At 59.7% G+C, this 16,542-nt stretch carries 11 protein-coding genes and 4 pseudogenes; 11 read left to right on the top strand and 4 right to left on the bottom strand.

Annotated features, from left to right (window positions below; translation table 11 throughout):
- Positions 1–6 precede the first annotated feature (6 nt).
- The 4 genes and pseudogenes from mazG to queE all read left to right on the top strand — a co-directional run bounded on the left by mazG (position 7) and on the right by queE (position 4,862).
- Positions 7–807, top strand: a pseudogene (gene mazG / locus EIO60_RS09110) (nucleoside triphosphate pyrophosphohydrolase).
- A gap of 209 nt (positions 808–1,016) precedes the next feature.
- Positions 1,017–2,654 carry a glutamine hydrolyzing CTP synthase gene (gene pyrG, locus EIO60_RS09105; RefSeq protein ID WP_258576599.1) on the top strand — a complete coding sequence of 546 codons (1,638 nt, stop codon included), beginning with the start codon at positions 1,017–1,019 and terminating at the stop codon, positions 2,652–2,654.
- Between the two features lie 76 nt (positions 2,655–2,730).
- Positions 2,731–4,029 (top strand): phosphopyruvate hydratase, encoded by a 1,299-nt coding sequence (gene eno, locus EIO60_RS09100; protein ID WP_258576598.1) that lies wholly within the window; start codon positions 2,731–2,733, stop codon positions 4,027–4,029.
- A 161-nt stretch (positions 4,030–4,190) separates the two neighbouring features.
- Positions 4,191–4,862, top strand: coding sequence for a 7-carboxy-7-deazaguanine synthase QueE (gene queE, locus EIO60_RS09095; protein WP_258576597.1), 672 nt, complete (start codon positions 4,191–4,193; stop codon positions 4,860–4,862).
- On the opposite strand, the pseudogene EIO60_RS09090 reads toward queE, so the two are convergent.
- Both EIO60_RS09090 and queD read right to left on the bottom strand, forming a co-directional pair.
- Positions 4,827–5,511: pseudogene (locus EIO60_RS09090) on the bottom strand (inorganic diphosphatase). The gene queE and the pseudogene EIO60_RS09090 sit on opposite strands and share 36 nt — an antisense overlap.
- Before the next feature lie 130 nt (positions 5,512–5,641).
- The gene (queD, locus tag EIO60_RS09085; protein WP_258576764.1) at positions 5,642–6,004 is read right to left on the bottom strand and encodes a 6-carboxytetrahydropterin synthase QueD; all 363 of its coding nucleotides are present in this window, start codon (positions 6,002–6,004) and stop codon (positions 5,642–5,644) included.
- 292 nt (positions 6,005–6,296) lie between these two features.
- Here queD and cysJ point away from each other — a divergent pair, with 292 nt between their 5' ends.
- From cysJ to EIO60_RS09070, 3 genes are read left to right on the top strand one after another with little or no spacing between them, the layout of a single operon-like run.
- The gene (gene cysJ / locus EIO60_RS09080) at positions 6,297–8,102 is read left to right on the top strand and encodes an NADPH-dependent assimilatory sulfite reductase flavoprotein subunit (RefSeq protein WP_258576596.1); all 1,806 of its coding nucleotides are present in this window, start codon (positions 6,297–6,299) and stop codon (positions 8,100–8,102) included.
- Positions 8,102–9,826 (top strand): assimilatory sulfite reductase (NADPH) hemoprotein subunit, encoded by a 1,725-nt coding sequence (cysI, locus tag EIO60_RS09075; protein ID WP_258576595.1) that lies wholly within the window; start codon positions 8,102–8,104, stop codon positions 9,824–9,826. The genes cysJ and cysI overlap by 1 nt, the downstream gene beginning before the upstream one ends.
- Positions 9,823–10,557, top strand: a complete 735-nt coding sequence (locus tag EIO60_RS09070; RefSeq protein WP_258576594.1) for a phosphoadenylyl-sulfate reductase — start codon at positions 9,823–9,825, stop codon at positions 10,555–10,557. The genes cysI and EIO60_RS09070 overlap by 4 nt, the downstream gene beginning before the upstream one ends.
- Before the next feature lie 36 nt (positions 10,558–10,593).
- Here EIO60_RS09070 and EIO60_RS09065 read toward each other — a convergent pair.
- Positions 10,594–10,888, bottom strand: a pseudogene (locus tag EIO60_RS09065) (YciI family protein).
- A gap of 8 nt (positions 10,889–10,896) precedes the next feature.
- Positions 10,897–11,885: pseudogene (locus tag EIO60_RS09060) on the bottom strand (aminopeptidase).
- 253 nt (positions 11,886–12,138) lie between these two features.
- On the opposite strand from EIO60_RS09060, the gene cysG reads away from it, so the two are divergent.
- Genes cysG through cysC form a run of 4 tightly spaced genes read left to right on the top strand, consistent with a single transcriptional unit; the run spans position 12,139 to position 16,515 of the window.
- Positions 12,139–13,554: a siroheme synthase CysG gene (gene cysG / locus EIO60_RS09055; protein WP_258576593.1), complete on the top strand. Its 1,416-nt coding sequence runs from the start codon at positions 12,139–12,141 to the stop codon at positions 13,552–13,554.
- 9 nt (positions 13,555–13,563) lie between these two features.
- Positions 13,564–14,472: a sulfate adenylyltransferase subunit CysD gene (cysD, locus tag EIO60_RS09050; protein WP_258576592.1), complete on the top strand. Its 909-nt coding sequence runs from the start codon at positions 13,564–13,566 to the stop codon at positions 14,470–14,472.
- A 10-nt stretch (positions 14,473–14,482) separates the two neighbouring features.
- A complete protein-coding gene (gene cysN, locus EIO60_RS09045; RefSeq protein WP_258576591.1) occupies positions 14,483–15,910 on the top strand; it encodes a sulfate adenylyltransferase subunit CysN in 1,428 nt (475 codons plus the stop codon).
- Positions 15,910–16,515 carry an adenylyl-sulfate kinase gene (gene cysC / locus EIO60_RS09040; RefSeq protein WP_258576590.1) on the top strand — a complete coding sequence of 202 codons (606 nt, stop codon included), beginning with the start codon at positions 15,910–15,912 and terminating at the stop codon, positions 16,513–16,515. The genes cysN and cysC overlap by 1 nt, the downstream gene beginning before the upstream one ends.
- Positions 16,516–16,542: the final 27 nt, after the last annotated feature.

Raw genomic sequence — 16,542 nt, 5'->3', positions numbered from 1 at the left:
CCGACTATGAGCGCACTCGAGCGCCTGTTGGGCATTATGCAAACTCTGCGCGATCCGTAACGCGGCTGCTCGTGGGACCGCGAGCAGACCTTCGCCTCCATCGCCCCCTACACCCTGGAAGAGACCTATGAGGTGCTGGACGCCATCCAGCGCGAGGATTTTGACGATCTGCACGGCGAGCTGGGCGATCTGCTGTTTCAGGTGGTGTTCTACGCGCAGATGGCCAGCGAGCAGGATCGCTTTGATTTCAACAATATCTGCAACGCTATCAGCGACAAGCTGGAGCACCGCCATCCCCACATCTTCGGCGATGCGACGGCGGAGAACAGCGCCGAGGTGCTGAAGAACTGGGAAGCGATTAAGGACGCAGAGCGGGCGGAAAAGGCGCAGCATTCGGCGCTCGCGATATCCCGAAAGCGCTGCCGGCGCTGATGCGTGCGCATAAAATTCAGAAGCGCTGCCATAACGTCGGCTTTGACTGGACAGAGCTGGGGCCGGTGCTCGACAAGGTGCATGTATAGAGATCGACGAGGTGATGCACGAGGCGCAGCAGGCGGTGGTGGACGAGCAAAAGCAGGAAGAGGAGAGCGGAGATCTGTTGTTCGCCACCGTGAACCTGTCGTGCCATCTCGGCAGCAAGGCAGAGAGCACGCTGCAGAAGGCCAACGACAAATTCGAGCGCCGCTTCCGCGCGGTTGAAGCGATCGTTGCCGCGCAGGGCATGAGCATGCCGGGGCGACGCTGGCGCAGATGGAGGCCAGCAGGTCAAGGCGCAGGAAAAACGCTGATTATTCCAGCGCCGCGTAGATTCTAGCCGGTTGCGCTTACTCGATTCAGCGCGAGAAAAATTTGTGATCGGCGTCAGTATTTCCCCTGTCGCTATCCGCTATATAGCCCGTGGCAATGCGTTGGAGAATGGCGGTGAGTCATCAATTGTGGCTCGAAGGGCTTTCGAGTATACTGTTTTTCCATCCTGGTTATTCTACCGTCTTTAAACCTAAGCTCTCAGGTTCAGCATGACAACGAATTATATTTTTGTGACCGGCGGGGTCGTTTCCTCTCTGGGCAAAGGCATTGCCGCAGCCTCCCTCGCAGCCATTCTCGAAGCTCGTGGTCTGAACGTGACCATCATGAAGCTGGATCCCTACATCAACGTCGATCCGGGCACCATGAGCCCTACCCAGCACGGTGAAGTGTTCGTCACCGACGACGGGGCCGAAACCGATTTGGATTTGGGTCACTATGAGCGCTTCATTCGCACCAAAATGACGCGCCGCAACAACTTCACCACTGGCCGTATCTACTCTGAAGTGCTGCGCAAAGAGCGCCGCGGCGACTATCTCGGCGCCACAATTCAGGTTATCCCGCACATTACCAACGCTATTAAAGAGCGCATTATCGCAGGCGGCGAAGGTCACGACGTCGTTCTGGTGGAGATCGGCGGCACCGTAGGGGATATCGAATCGCTCCCGTTCCTCGAGGCGATTCGCCAGATGGCGGTCGACGTTGGCCGCGAGCACACCATGTATATGCACCTGACGCTAGTGCCCTATATGGCGGCGGCGGGCGAGGTGAAAACTAAGCCGACCCAGCACTCAGTTAAAGAATTGCTCTCTATCGGCATCCAGCCGGACGTGCTGATCTGCCGTTCCGACCGCGCCGTGCCGGCGAACGAGCGCGGCAAAATCGCGCTGTTCTGTAACGTGCCGGAAAAAGCGGTTATCTCGCTGAAAGATGTCGATTCCATCTACAAAATCCCGGGCCTGCTGAAATCGCAGGGTCTGGACGACTATATCTGCAAGCGCTTCAACCTCAATGCGCCGGAAGCCAACCTCTCCGAATGGGAGCAGGTGATCTATGAAGAGGCGAACCCGGGCGGCGAAGTGACCATCGGCATGGTCGGCAAATATGTCGAACTGCCGGACGCTTATAAGTCAGTGATTGAAGCGCTGAAGCACGGCGGCCTGAAGAACCGCGTCACGGTCAACATCAAGCTGATCGACTCACAGGATGTCGACATGCGCGGCGTCGAAATTCTGAAAGATCTCGATGCAATTCTGATCCCCGGCGGCTTCGGCTATCGCGGCGTAGAAGGCAAGATGATGACCGCGCAGTACGCGCGTGAAAACAACGTGCCTTACCTTGGCATCTGTCTCGGCATGCAGGTCGCGCTGATGGAGTTCGCGCGCAACGTGGCCGGGATGGAAGGCGCCAACTCCACTGAATTTGTGCCAGACTGTAAATACCCGGTGGTGGCGCTGATCACCGAATGGCGCGACGAAAACGGCAACGTTGAGCAGCGCAGCGAAAGCAGTAATCTGGGCGGCACCATGCGCCTCGGCAGCCAGCAGTGTCAGCTGACGCTGGACAGCAAAGTGCGCCAGCTCTATGGTTCTGACACTATTGTCGAGCGTCATCGCCACCGCTACGAAGTCAACAATCTGCTGCTGAAGCCGATTGAAGCCGCAGGGCTACGCATCGCCGGACGTTCTGGCGACGACCAGCTGGTTGAGATTATCGAAATCCCTGACCATCCCTGGTTTGTCGCGTGCCAGTTCCATCCGGAGTTTACGTCGACACCGCGCGACGGGCATCCGCTGTTCGCAGGCTTTGTGAAGGCTGCGCAGAATCACCAAAAGCGTTTAGCGAAGTAAGTTTCACGAGCAACGCGCGAATTTTTCGCGCGTTGTTTGTCTTAGCATTGACTAACTCGTACTGAGGAAAATCGTAATGGCCAAAATCGTTAAAGTCATCGGTCGTGAAATCATCGACTCCCGTGGCAACCCGACTGTAGAAGCGGAAGTACATCTGGAAGGTGGTTTTGTGGGGCTGGCAGCGGTGCCGTCAGGGGCTTCTACCGGTTCACACGAGGCGCTGGAGCTGCGTGACGACGACAAATCTCGTTTCTTGGGCAAAGGCGTAACTAAAGCTATTGCTGCTGTTAACGGTCCGATTGCGGATGCGGTAAAAGGCAAAGACGCGAAAGATCAGGCGAACATCGACAAGATCATGATCGACCTGGACGGTACTGAAAACAAATCCAACTTTGGCGCAAACGCCATCCTGGCGGTCTCGCTGGCTGCGGCGAAAGCGGCTGCGGCCTCTAAAGGTCAGCCGCTGTACGAGCACATCGCCGAGCTGAACGGCACCCCGGGCAAATTCTCTATGCCGCTGCCGATGATGAACATCATCAACGGCGGTGAGCACGCCGACAACAATGTCGACATCCAGGAATTCATGATCCAGCCGGTTGGCGCGCCCACCGTGAAAGAAGCGATCCGCATGGGATCAGAAGTCTTCCATCACCTAGCAAAGGTGCTGAAGGCGAAAGGCATGAACACCGCCGTGGGCGACGAAGGCGGCTACGCGCCGAACCTGGGTTCTAACGCCGAAGCGCTGGCCGTTATCGCGGAAGCGGTAAAAGCAGCAGGCTACGAGCTGGGCAAAGACATCACCTTGGCGATGGACTGCGCGGCTTCTGAATTCTACAAAGACGGCAAATATGTGCTGGCGGGCGAAGGCAACAAAGCCTTCACCTCTGAAGAGTTCACCCACTTCTTGGAAGATCTGACCAAACAGTACCCGATCGTCTCTATCGAAGATGGCTTGGACGAGTCAGACTGGACCGGCTTCGCCTACCAGACCAAAGTGCTGGGCGACAAAATCCAGTTGGTGGGCGACGACCTGTTCGTCACCAACACCAAAATCCTGAAAGAAGGCATCGAGAAGGGCATCGCTAACTCTATCCTGATCAAGTTCAACCAGATCGGTTCTCTGACCGAAACCCTGGCAGCGATCAAGATGGCTAAAGACGCAGGCTACACCGCGGTGATTTCACACCGTTCAGGTGAAACCGAAGACGCTACCATTGCTGACTTGGCGGTCGGTACCGCAGTAGGCCAGATCAAAACCGGTTCAATGAGCCGTTCTGACCGCGTCGCTAAGTACAACCAGCTGATTCGTATCGAAGAAGCCCTGGGTTCAAAAGCGCCGTTCAACGGTCTGAAAGAGGTGAAAGGCCAGGCGTAATCGCCTGCCGGTGCCGTCGGCTGACGGCACGAGCCTGAAACAAAGCCCCGCCTTGTGCGGGGCTTTTTCTTTAATTGGTACAGAGAAAAGGCACATCACGTGGTTGAGCTGCGTGGCAAATCTGCCATAATCAGCGCCCTGTTTTTTCTCGCGAGTCCGTGATGCAATACCCGATTAATGAAATGTTCCAGACGCTGCAGGGCGAAGGCTTTTATACCGGCGTGCCAGCCATCTTTATCCGCTTACAGGGATGTCCGGTGGGGTGTAGCTGGTGTGATACCAAACATACCTGGGAGAAGCTGGCCGATCGGGAAACGGCGATCGGCGATATTCTGGTGAAAACGGTGGAGAGCGACGCTTGGGGCAATGCCGGCGCGGCGACGCTGATCGACACCATCCAGCGTCAGGGCTGGACGGCGCGCCACGTGGTGATCACCGGCGGCGAGCCCTCGATTTACGATCTGCGGCCGCTGACCAGTGCGCTGGAAGCGCACGGCTTTCACTGCCAGATCGAAACCAGCGGCACCCATGAGGTACGCTGCTCGGAGGGCACATGGGTGACGGTATCGCCGAAAGTGAATATGCGCGGCGGCTACGACGTGCTGGCGCAGGCGCTGCAGCGCGCCGACGAGATCAAACATCCGGTGGGGCGCGAGCGCGACGTAGAGGCGCTGGACGAACTGCTGGCGACGCTGACGGACAGCAAAGCGCGCATCATCGCCCTGCAGCCTATCAGCCGCAAAGAGGCGGCCACCAGACTCTGTATTGAAACCTGCATCGTGCGCAACTGGCGCCTCTCAATGCAGACCCACAAATATCTTAATATCGCCTGACGGCGAAGAGGCGGGCGGCCACGCGCCGCCCGCTGCGCTTACTGCGCCGCCTGCTGCTTCGTTTTTATACGCGTCGAACGCTTTTTTGATTTCGCCCTTCGCCGCATCGGCGCTTTCAAAGCCGTTCAGCTCGACCTTTTTGCGTCCATCCGGCAGCTGCTTGTACACGCGGAAGAAGGCCTGCAGGCGCTCCTGCTCCAGCTTCGGCAGGAGCGTTTAGGCTTTTGATCTCATCATAGGTGGGATCGATCTTGCTGGCTGGCACAGCGACGATCTTGTCGTCCACTTTGCCGCTGTCAATCATCTTCAGCACGCCGATGGGGCGCAGTTTGATCAGCGTGCCCGGCTGCATCGGGGCGCGGGTATAGAAGATCACGTCGAGCGGATCGTTATCGCCGCCTAGCGACTGGGTCAGAGAGCCGTAGTTCGCCGGACAGGCCACCGGCATCGACTGAAAGCGGTCCGCGACGATAAAGCCGGTTTTGGCGTCGGTCTCATACTTAATCACGCCGCCCGCCGGGATCTCCTTCAGGGCATAAAACTCCTCCGGCATATTTTCTGGCTACGGGAAGTCGAGCATGTTTTGCGCCTGAGCGGCAGCAGAGACAGTAACAAGCAGCGCGATGGCTGAAAGCTTTTTCAGGTTCATTGTTGATTCTCTTGATCTTTAATGAAGGAGAGAACAACGTAGAGGCGGCGAATGACAGAGAGATGACGCAGGCGTAAAGAAGTGTCGGGTGGGAAAACAGGGGCTGTACGCGCGACAGCACTGACGAAAATCAACCTTTGTAGACGCAGCCCGCGGTACAGGTCTCTTTGATCATCACCGCGCTCAGCTCGGGCAGCAGCGGCTTCGTCTCATCCCAAATCCACTTCGCCAGCACTTCGCTGGTGGGATTCTCAAGCCCGGGGATCTCATTTAGGTAATGGTGATCGAGGCGCTCGTAAAGGGGCTTGAACGCCGCCTTCAGTTCAGCGAAATCCATCACCCAGCCGGTATGCGCGTCCACTTCGCCAGTAATTTCCAGTCGCACCAGAAACGAATGGCCATGCAGGCGACCGCATTTGTGTCCTTGCGGAACATTAGGCAGATGATGAGCGGCTTCGAACTGGAACTCTTTAAACAGTGTGGTAGACATAATGGCTCTCAGGCTAAAAAAACCGGGGAATTCTACCTGAAATTCAGAATTTTCGCATCCGGATAGCGTTCTGGCGCACTGCCGGCCGCACCACGCACGGCGGAAAACCATAAAAGGCTGATAAAAAGCGCCTTTTTACCAGTTTTACCGATTAACTCTACCCAAAAAACCACTTAGCTATTTTGGTTATTATTTATATCGAAGCCGTATTTAATCGTTAATATACGGGCCGGTAACCTACCACTTTTCCCGCCACTTTTCGGTCCGGACTCTAGATACTGGAATTTTTAACGCGATGACAACTCAGGCACCCCCAGGTTCTCTGCTCCCGCTTAACCCGGAGCAGCTTGCACGCTTACAGGCGGCAACGACGGATTTTTCTCCCACCCAGTTGGCATGGCTCTCCGGCTACTTCTGGGGAATGATCAATCAGGCCCCCGGCAGCGTCGCGGCCAGCGCCCCGGCAGCGGCGGAGGCACCGGCGATTAAGCTGCTCTCGGCCTCGCAGACCGGCAACGCCCGCCGCGTGGCGGAACAGCTGCGCGACGACCTGCAGGCGGCAAAGCTGAACGTTAAGCTGGTCAACGCCGGCGACTATAAGTTCAAGCAGATCGGCCAGGAGAGACTGCTGGTGGTGGTGACCTCCACCCAGGGCGAAGGGGATCCGCCGGAAGAGGCTGTGGCGCTACATAAATTCCTGATGTCGAAAAAAGCGCCGAAGCTCGACGGTGCCGCCTTTGCGGTGCTGGGCCTGGGCGACACTTCCTATGAGTTCTTCAGCAAGGCGGGCAAAGATTTCGACAGTCGCCTGGCAGAGCTGGGCGCGGAGCGCCTGCTGGATCGCGTTGACGCCGACGTCGACTTCGCCGAAGCGGCGGCCAACTGGCGCCGCGCGCTGGTCGAGGTGTTGAAACAGCGCGTGCCGACCGAAACCCCCGTGCAGGCGGCTGCCAGTATCGTGGGCAGCGTGAACGAAGTGCACAGCAGCCCCTATACGAAAGAGGCGCCGCTGACCGCCAGCCTGGCGCTGAATCAAAAGATTACCGGCCGCAACTCCGATAAGGACGTGCGCCATATTGAAATCGATCTGGGCGACTCTGGCCTGCGCTACCAGCCGGGCGACGCGCTCGGCGTCTGGTATGAAAACGATCCCGCGCTGGTGGCGGAGCTGCTGAGCCTGCTGTGGCTGAAGGGCGACGAGCCGGTTCAGGTCAACAATGAAACCCTGCCGCTCAGTGAGGCGCTGCAAAAGCACTTTGAGCTGACGGTCAACACCGCGCAGATCGTCGAGCAGTATGCCGCGCTGTCGCGCAACGACGCGCTGCTGGCGCTGACGGGCGACAAGGCGAAGCTGCAGCACTATGCGCAGAGCTTCCCGATTGTCGATATGGTGCGTAACGCGCTGACCGAACTTAACGCCGAACAGCTGATCGCGCTGCTGCGTCCGCTGACGCCGCGCCTCTACTCTATCGCCTCTTCGCAGGCGGAGAATGAAACGGAAGTGCACATCACCGTCGGCGCGGTGCGCTTCGATATTGACGGATGCCCCCGCACGGGCGGCGCCTCGGGCTACCTGGCGGATCGGCTGGAAGAGGAGGCGGAAGTGCGCGTCTTTATCGAGCATAACGACCACTTCCGTCTGCCTGAAAACCCTTACGCGCCGGTCATCATGATTGGACCGGGCACCGGCATCGCACCGTTCCGCGCCTTTATGCAGCAGCGCGAGAGCGACGGCGCCGGCGGCAAAAACTGGCTCTTCTTCGGTAACCCGCACTTTACCGAAGATTTCCTCTATCAAGTGGAGTGGCAGCAGTATGTGAAAGAGGGACTACTGACCCATATCGACCTCGCCTGGTCGCGCGATCAGGAGCAGAAGGTTTACGTACAGGACAAAATCCGCGCCAAAGGGGCGGAAGTGTGGCGCTGGATCGCAGAGGGCGCCCATATTTATGTCTGCGGTGACGCCAATCGCATGGCGAAAGATGTCGAGCAGGCGCTGCTGGATGTGGTGGTCGAACACGGCGCAATGGATCGTGACATGGCCGACGAATTTTTAAGTGAGCTGCGCATTGAGCGCCGTTATCAACGAGACGTTTACTGATGAGCGAAAAGCACCCTGGACCGCTGGTTGTTGAAGGCAAGCTGGTTGACGCCGAGCGCCTTAAAAAAGAGAGTAACTATTTACGCGGCACTATTCTGGAAGATCTCGACGACGGCCTGACCGGCGGCTTCCGAGGCGATAACTTTCTGCTGATCCGCTTCCACGGCATGTATCAGCAGGATGACCGCGATATTCGCGCCGAGCGCGCCGAGCAGAAGCTCGAGCCGCGTCACGCCATGATGCTGCGCTGCCGTCTGCCGGGCGGCATTATCACGCCGACGCAGTGGCTGGCGATCGACAAGTTCGCCACCGAGAAGACGCTGTACGGCAGCATTCGTCTGACCAACCGCCAGACCTTTCAGTTTCACGGCATTCTGAAGAAGAACGTGAAGCCGTCGCACCAGATGCTGCACGAAGTGGGGCTCGACGCGCTGGCGACCGCCAACGACGTCAACCGCAACGTGCTCTGCACCTCAAACCCGGTTGAGTCGGAGCTGCATCAGGAAGCCTACGAGTGGGCGAAGAAGATCTCCGAGCACCTGCTGCCTCGCACCCGCGCCTATGCGGAGATCTGGTGGGACAAAGAGAAGGTTGCCACTACCGACGAGGAGCCGATCCTCGGCGAAACCTATCTGCCGCGTAAGTTCAAAACCACCGTGGTGATCCCGCCGCACAACGACGTCGATCTGCACGCCAACGATCTGAACTTCATCGCCGTGGCGGAGAAGGGCAAGCTGATCGGCTTTAACCTGCTGGTGGGCGGCGGGCTGTCGATCGAGCACGGCAACAAGGCGACCTATGCGCGTACCGCCAGCGAAATCGGCTATCTGCCGCTGCACAAGACGCTGGATGTAGCGGCTGCCGTGGTGACCACGCAGCGCGACTGGGGCAACCGCACCGATCGTAAAAACGCCAAAACCAAATACACGCTGGAGCGCGTCGGTGTCGACACCTTCAAGGCGGAAGTCGAGAAGCGCGCCGGCCTCACCTTTGAGCCGATTCGTCCTTACGAATTCACCACCCGCGGCGACCGCTTCGACTGGATCAAGGGTATCGACAACAAATGGCACCTGACGCTGTTTGTGGAAAACGGTCGCCTGCTCGACTATCCGCAGCGCCCGCTGAAGAGCGGTATCGCGGCCATTGCCCGCGTGCATAAAGGCGACTTCCGCCTAACGGCGAACCAGAACCTGATAGTCGCCGGCGTGCCAGAGAACGAGAAGGCGCGCATCGAGGCGATCGCCCGCGAGCATGGCCTGATGGAGAACGTCAGCGCGCAGCGCGAGAACTCCATGGCGTGCGTCGCCTTCCCAACCTGCCCGCTGGCGATGGCGGAAGCGGAGCGTTTTCTGCCCGCCTTTGTGACGCGCGTGGAAGAGATCATGCACCGCCATGGCGTCGGTGACGAGCATATCGTACTGCGCGTGACCGGCTGCCCCAACGGCTGCGGCCGCGCGCTGCTGGCGGAAATAGGCCTGGTGGGCAAAGCGCCGGGCCGCTACAACCTGCATATCGGCGGCAACCGCACCGGTACGCGCATTCCGCGCATGCACCGCGAAAACATCACCGAGAGCGAAATCCTCGCCAGCATCGACGAGCTGGTGGCGCGCTGGGCGCAAGAGCGTCACGGCGATGAAGGCTTCGGCGACTTTGCGATCCGCGTCGGCATCGTCAAGCCGGTGGTGGATCCTGCACGAGACTTCTGGGATTCGGAGGCAGTATGAGTCAGTTAGATCTTGCAGCACTGAGCGAAATGAAAAAAGTCGAGCGCACCCAAGTGCTGGCGGCGACCAATGCACAGCTGGAGAAAAGCTCGGCGGAGGCGCGCGTCAGCTGGGCGCTGGAGAACCTGCCGGGCGCCTTTTTGCTCTCGTCGAGTTTCGGCATTCAGGCGGCGGTGTCGCTGCATCTGGTAACGCGTCAGATGCCGGATATTCCGGTGATCCTCACCGATACCGGCTATCTGTTCCCGGAGACCTACCGCTTTATCGACCAGCTGACGGAGCAGCTGGACCTCAACCTGCAGGTATTCCGCGCCGAAACTTCGGCCGCCTGGCAGGAGGCGCGCTACGGTAAGCTGTGGGAGCAGGGCGTGGAAGGCATTGAGCAGTACAACCAGATCAACAAGGTCGAGCCGATGAACCGCGCGCTGCAGACTCTGGGCGCGCAGAGCTGGTTCGCCGGGCTGCGGCGCGATCAGTCCGGCAGCCGCGCCAATCTGCCGGTGCTGGGCGTGCAGCGCGGCGTCTTTAAGGTGCTGCCGATTATCGACTGGGATAACCGCCAGATTCATCAGTATTTGCAGCAGCACAACCTTAAGTACCATCCGCTGTGGGGTGAGGGCTATTTGTCGGTGGGCGATACCCACACCACGCGCAAATGGGAACCCGGTATGGCGGAAGAGGAGACGCGCTTCTTCGGTCTGAAGCGCGAGTGCGGCCTGCACGAAGGCTAAACCCGCTGTCGTCGCGTGTTCTGCGCGCCGGCTGCTTTACAGCGCGGCCAGCGCCGCGAAATCCTCCGCTATGCGCGTCACGTTCAGCCTTGTCACCTCATAGTTCGCCACCGCTATAAAGGGATCCTCCGCCAGAATGTCATCCAGCCGCGATCGGTCGATATCTTTTACCTGCACGATACCACCCGTGACCACCCGTGCGCGGATCTTTGCGCCCGGCGACGATAAACACCTTAGCCGCGAAATAGCGATCCAGCCACTGAATATGCGGCGCCAGCAGCGCCTCGACCTCTTCCATCGGGCGAACATAGCTTAACGAGACGATATACATGATTATCCTCACACTTTGGGGTTAGTCAGCTCGCCCAGCAGCGGCAGCAGCACGCGCACACTGTCGCGGGTGCGTAGCGAAATGTGGCCCGGCAGCCAGCGATCTAGGTAGCTGAGATTATCGCAATCGGTCTGATGGCGCGTGGTGCCGTCGGGGAAATGGGGCGTGCGGCTGCGCTGCTGCGCGCCATCTTTGCCGCCCAGCGCCCAGTTGCTCGCCGTGACGTCCAGCAGCGGAAAGCCCGCCTTATCGAAGGCGTTCACGCCCGCATAGTCGCGCGCCGACAGCTGGTGGCTGGCGGCGGAGATGCCGAGCTGCTGCGCAGGGCGCGTTCGCTGGTCTGCTTGCGTACCGCGCGCGGCGTATTGGCAGAGGTGATCGCCGGTGATCAGGCTGTTGAGATCTACCACCAGCAGCGTGTTCTTTTTCTCTTTCGCGCTCATACGCGCCACATTAGTCCTGCATGCCGTCCAGCGCGCTGTCGCCTGCGCTTAGCGCCACAAAGCGCACGCTGTAGTGCAGCGGCCGCTTGCTCAGCTGCTGCGCCAGCTCCAGCATCACGCCCAGCTCTGAGGCGTTGTCATCTACGCCCTGCAGGAGCAGGCTGCCGGGATAGCGCGCCTCGTCGCGGCTACTGAGCGGCGTCCAGGTGTCGAGATGCGCCACAATCAGGATCTCCTGCGGTACGCTGCCGGCGCGCGCGGCGATGGTTGAGGTCGCCGTCACCTTATGCCACCGCGTCTCGCCGCGTTGATCACGCCAACGATAGCCGGTATTGAATTGACGGGTATTACTCTGAAAACCGAGCGTGGCGAACTGCTGCAGATAGTTCGGCGGTCATCAGTTCGGCCGGGCTGCCGCTCATGCGGCCCGGGAAGTAGGTGGCGATGTGGCGAAGCTGCTGCTCAGCGAACTGCCCGGGTGCCGTCTGCGTGGCCTGGGCGGGCAAAGCGAAACCGCAAGTTAACAGCGCGGCCAGGCGGAGAAAGGCAAACATGCTGTGTTCCTTGTAGGTCATCCTGTGACAGAAGCCAAAATTTTTTTGCTGCCTAGTATGAAACTGTGATCGCCATTAAACAATTTGATTCGCTCTGAAAGCCTCGTCGGATCATCCGTTAAGCACATATTGTTATGAGCTTGCCCGGTGCGTTATTCCATTCGGTAACTACTCATTCCAATTCGTAATTTCATCTGGCGGAAGGGCGCAACGTATAGTCGCATTAAATTACGGTTACAACATTAGGGTTATCGTGGATTACTTGCCTCTGTTCGCTGATCTCAAGGGTCGTCCGGTGCTGGTTGTAGGCGGCGGAGACGTCGCGGCGCGTAAAATCGAACTGCTGCGCCGCGCATCTGCGCAGGTGCTTGTCGTCTCGCGCGAGCTTTGCCCTGAACTGCAGGCGCTGCATCAGGAGCAGCAGATAGCCTGGCTGGCGACCGCCTTCGAGCCGGCCCAGCTGGACCAGGTTTTTCTCGTCATTGCCGCCACCGACGATAACCAGCTTAATCGCCAGGTATACGACGAGGCCAACGCCCGTCACCGGCTGGTTAACGTGGTGGACGATCAGCCGAAGTGCAGCTTTATCTTTCCCTCTACCGTAGACCGCTCGCCGCTGGTGGTGGCGATCTCATCCAGCGGCACCGCGCCGGTGCTGGCGCGCATGCTGCGCGAAAAGCTGGAGGCGCTGCTGCCCGCTAGCTTGGGGCAGATAGCGGAGGTGGCGGGCTCGTTCCGCGATAGCGTGAAGCAGCGCTTCAGCCGCATGACCGACCGCCGCCGCTTCTGGGAGCGCGCCTTTAACGGCCTGTTTGCCAGTCAGATGGCGGCCGGTAATGTCAATGAGGCGACGCGCATCCTGCAGCGCGAACTGCAGGAGGAGTCGAACCGCGCGGGCGAAATTATTCTGGTCGGCGCCGGACCGGGCGACAGCGGGTTGCTGACACTGCGTGGTTTACAGGTGATGCAGCTGGCCGACGTGGTGCTCTATGACCATCTGGTCAGCGACGAGGTGCTGGATCTGGTGCGGCGCGACGCCGACCGGATCTGCGTCGGCAAGCGCGCCGGCGCCCATTCGGTGCCGCAGGAGGAGACCAATCGCCTGCTGGTGGAGCTGGCGCGCAAAGGCAAACGCGTGGTGCGCCTGAAAGGGGGCGATCCCTTTATCTTTGGCCGCGGCGGCGAAGAGCTGCAGGCGGCGCAGGAAGCGGGCATTCTCTTCCAAGTAGTGCCTGGCGTTACGGCGGCGGCGGGTGCCACCGCCTATGCCGGCATTCCGCTGACGCACCGCGATCACGCACAAAGCGTGCTGTTTATCACCGGTCACTGCCGCGCCGACGGCGACGGCATTGACTGGTCTTCGCTGGCGCGCGCGCGCCAGACGCTGGCGATCTATATGGGCACGGTCAAAGCGGCGGAGATCAGCGCGCAGCTGATCGCGCACGGTCGCGCCGCCGATACGCCGGTCGCGGTGATCGGCCGCGGCACGCGGCAGGATCAGCAGGTGCTGACCGGCACCCTGAACGATCTGGAGAGGCTGGCAGCCGCCGCGCCGACGCCCGCGCTGCTGGTGATCGGCGAAGTAGTCAATCTGCACGGGCAGCTGGCCTGGTTCCAACATTCTGCACAGCAGGCGACCCGCGAGTCCGCCGTTGTCAATTTGGCTTGAGGAAAAATCATGGACCAAAAAAGACTCACTCATCTGCGTCAGTTAGAGGCGGAGAGCATCCATATCATCCGCGAAGTCGCGGCGGAGTTCAGCAATCCGGTAATGATGTACTCCATTGGCAAAGATTCGTCGGTGATGCTGTATCTGGCGCGCAAGGCCTTTTTCCCGGGCACGCTGCCGTTTCCGCTGCTGCACGTGGATACCGGCTGGAAGTTCCGCGAAATGTATGCCTTCCGCAACCGCACCGTGAAGGAGATGGGCGCTGAGCTGCTGGTCCATCACAATCCGGAAGGCGTGGCGATGGGCATTAACCCCTTCGTGCACGGCAGCGCTAAGCACACTGATATCATGAAAACCGAAGGGCTGAAGCAGGCGCTGAACAAGTATGGCTTTGACGCCGCCTTCGGCGGCGCGCGCCGCGACGAAGAGAAGTCGCGTGCCAAAGAGCGCATCTACTCTTTTCGCGACCGCTTCCACCGCTGGGACCCGAAAAACCAGCGTCCAGAGCTGTGGCACAACTACAACGGGCAGATCAACAAGGGCGAAAGCATCCGCGTCTTCCCGCTGTCGAACTGGACCGAACTCGATATCTGGCAGTACATCTTTCTGGAAAACATTGAGATCGTGCCGCTCTATCTTGCCGCGCCGCGTCCGGTACTGGAGCGCGACGGCATGCTGATAATGGTGGATGACGATCGTATCGATCTGCAGCCCGGCGAAGTGATCAAACAGCGCATGGTGCGTTTCCGCACGCTTGGCTGCTGGCCGCTGACTGGCGCGGTGGAGTCTGACGCGCAGACGCTGCCGGAAATTATCGAAGAGATGCTGGTCTCCATTACCAGCGAACGCCAGGGCCGCGTGATTGACCGCGATCAGTCCGGTTCGATGGAACTGAAAAAACGTCAGGGTTATTTCTAAGGAGACGCCTATGAATACCGTTATTGCACAACAGATCGCCGATCAAGGCGGCGTCGAAGCCTGGCTGACCGCGCAGCAGCACAAAAGCCTACTGCGTTTCCTGACCTGCGGCAGTGTCGACGACGGCAAAAGTACGCTGATCGGCCGCCTGTTGCACGACACGCGCCAGATCTATGAAGATCAGCTCTCTTCGCTGCACAACGACAGCAAGCGCCACGGCACCCAGGGCGAAAAGCTCGACCTGGCGCTGCTGGTGGACGGCCTGCAGGCAGAACGCGAGCAGGGCATCACTATCGATGTGGCCTACCGCTACTTCTCTACCGAGAAGCGCAAATTCATTATCGCTGACACGCCGGGACATGAGCAGTACACCCGTAATATGGCGACCGGCGCCTCGACCTGCGACCTGGCAATTTTGCTGATCGACGCGCGAAAAGGGGTGCTGGACCAGACGCGCCGCCACAGTTTTATCTCGACGCTGCTGGGCATCAAGCATCTGGTGGTGGCGATCAATAAAATGGACCTGGTGGAATACAGCCAGGACACTTTCGAGCAGATCAAACAGGATTACCTCGACTTTGCGGCGCAGCTGCCGGAAGACCTCGACATCCGCTTTGTGCCGATGTCCGCGCTGGAAGGGGACAACGTCGCCACGCCGAGCCAGACTATGCTGTGGTACAGCGGCCCGACGCTGCTCGGCGTGTTGGAAATCGTCAAGGTGAAACGCGTGGTGGATGCGCAGCCGATGCGCTTCCCGGTGCAGTACGTAAACCGCCCGAACCTGGATTTCCGCGGCTATGCGGGCACGCTGGCGTCCGGCGTGGTGAAGGTCGGCCAGCGCGTGAAGGTGCTGCCTTCCGGCGTCGAGTCCACGGTAGCGCGTATCGTTACCTTTGACGGCGATCTGCAGGAAGCGGGCGCGGGCGAAGCCATTACGCTGGTGCTGAACGACGAAATCGATATCAGCCGCGGCGATCTACTGGTGGACAGCGCGGCGCAGCTGAGCGCGGTGCAGTCCGCAACGGTCGACGTGGTGTGGATGGCGGAGCAGTCGCTGCAGCCGGGCCAGAGCTACGACGTGAAGATCGCGGGCAAGAAGACGTGCGCTCGGGTGGCGAAGATTATTCACCAGGTTGAGATCAATACGCTGGAGAAGCGCGCCGCCGACACGCTGCCGCTGAACGGCATCGGGCTGGTAGAGGTGACATTCGACGAGCCGATGGTGCTGGACAATTATCAGCAAAACCCGGTGACCGGCGGGATGATCTTTATCGATCGCCTGAGCAACGTTACCGTGGGCGCCGGCATGATCCGCGAGCCGCTCAGCGGCGCGGCGGCGCAGGCGGGGCAGTTCGGCTACTTCGAGCTGGAGCTGAACACGCTGATCCGTCGTCACTTCCCGCACTGGAACGCGCGCGATCTGCTGGTCGGTAAGTAATGGCGCAGCACGATGAAAACGTAGTGTGGCACGATCATCCGGTGACGCGCGCCGAGCGCGAGCAGCAGCACGGCCATCAGGGTGTGGTGCTGTGGTTTACCGGCCTCTCCGGCTCCGGCAAATCGACGGTCGCCGGCGCGCTGGAGCAGGCGCTGCACCGGCTCGGCGTCAGCACCTATCTGCTGGACGGCGACAATGTGCGCTACGGCCTGTGCCGCGACCTCGGCTTCAGCGACGCGGATCGCAAAGAGAACATCCGCCGCGTCGGCGAAGTGGCGAAGCTGATGGTGGACGCCGGTTTGGTAGTGCTAACCGCCTTTATCTCGCCGCATCGCGCCGAGCGTCAGATGGTGCGCGATCTGCTGCCGGAAGGGCGCTTTATCGAGGTGTATGTCGATACGCCGCTGGCGGTGTGCGAAGCGCGCGATCCCAAGGGCTTATACAAAAAAGCCCGTGCCGGCGAGCTGCGCAATTTTACCGGCATCGACAGCGTGTATGAGGCGCCAGAGCGGCCTGAAATCCTCCTTGAAGGGGAACAATTGGTTACAAAACTCGCCGACCAATTGTTAGACTTGCTGCGCCGCCACGATATCATCGGATCCTGAATAGACAAGCAGCAAATCGACGTTGAT

Origin of the sequence: Candidatus Pantoea persica (assembly GCF_013753875.1) — a bacterium.
Classification (GTDB): domain Bacteria; phylum Pseudomonadota; class Gammaproteobacteria; order Enterobacterales; family Enterobacteriaceae; genus Pantoea; species Pantoea persica.
Note: the sequence above shows the minus strand (reverse complement) of the source record. Positions and strands in the feature narration are given on the sequence as shown.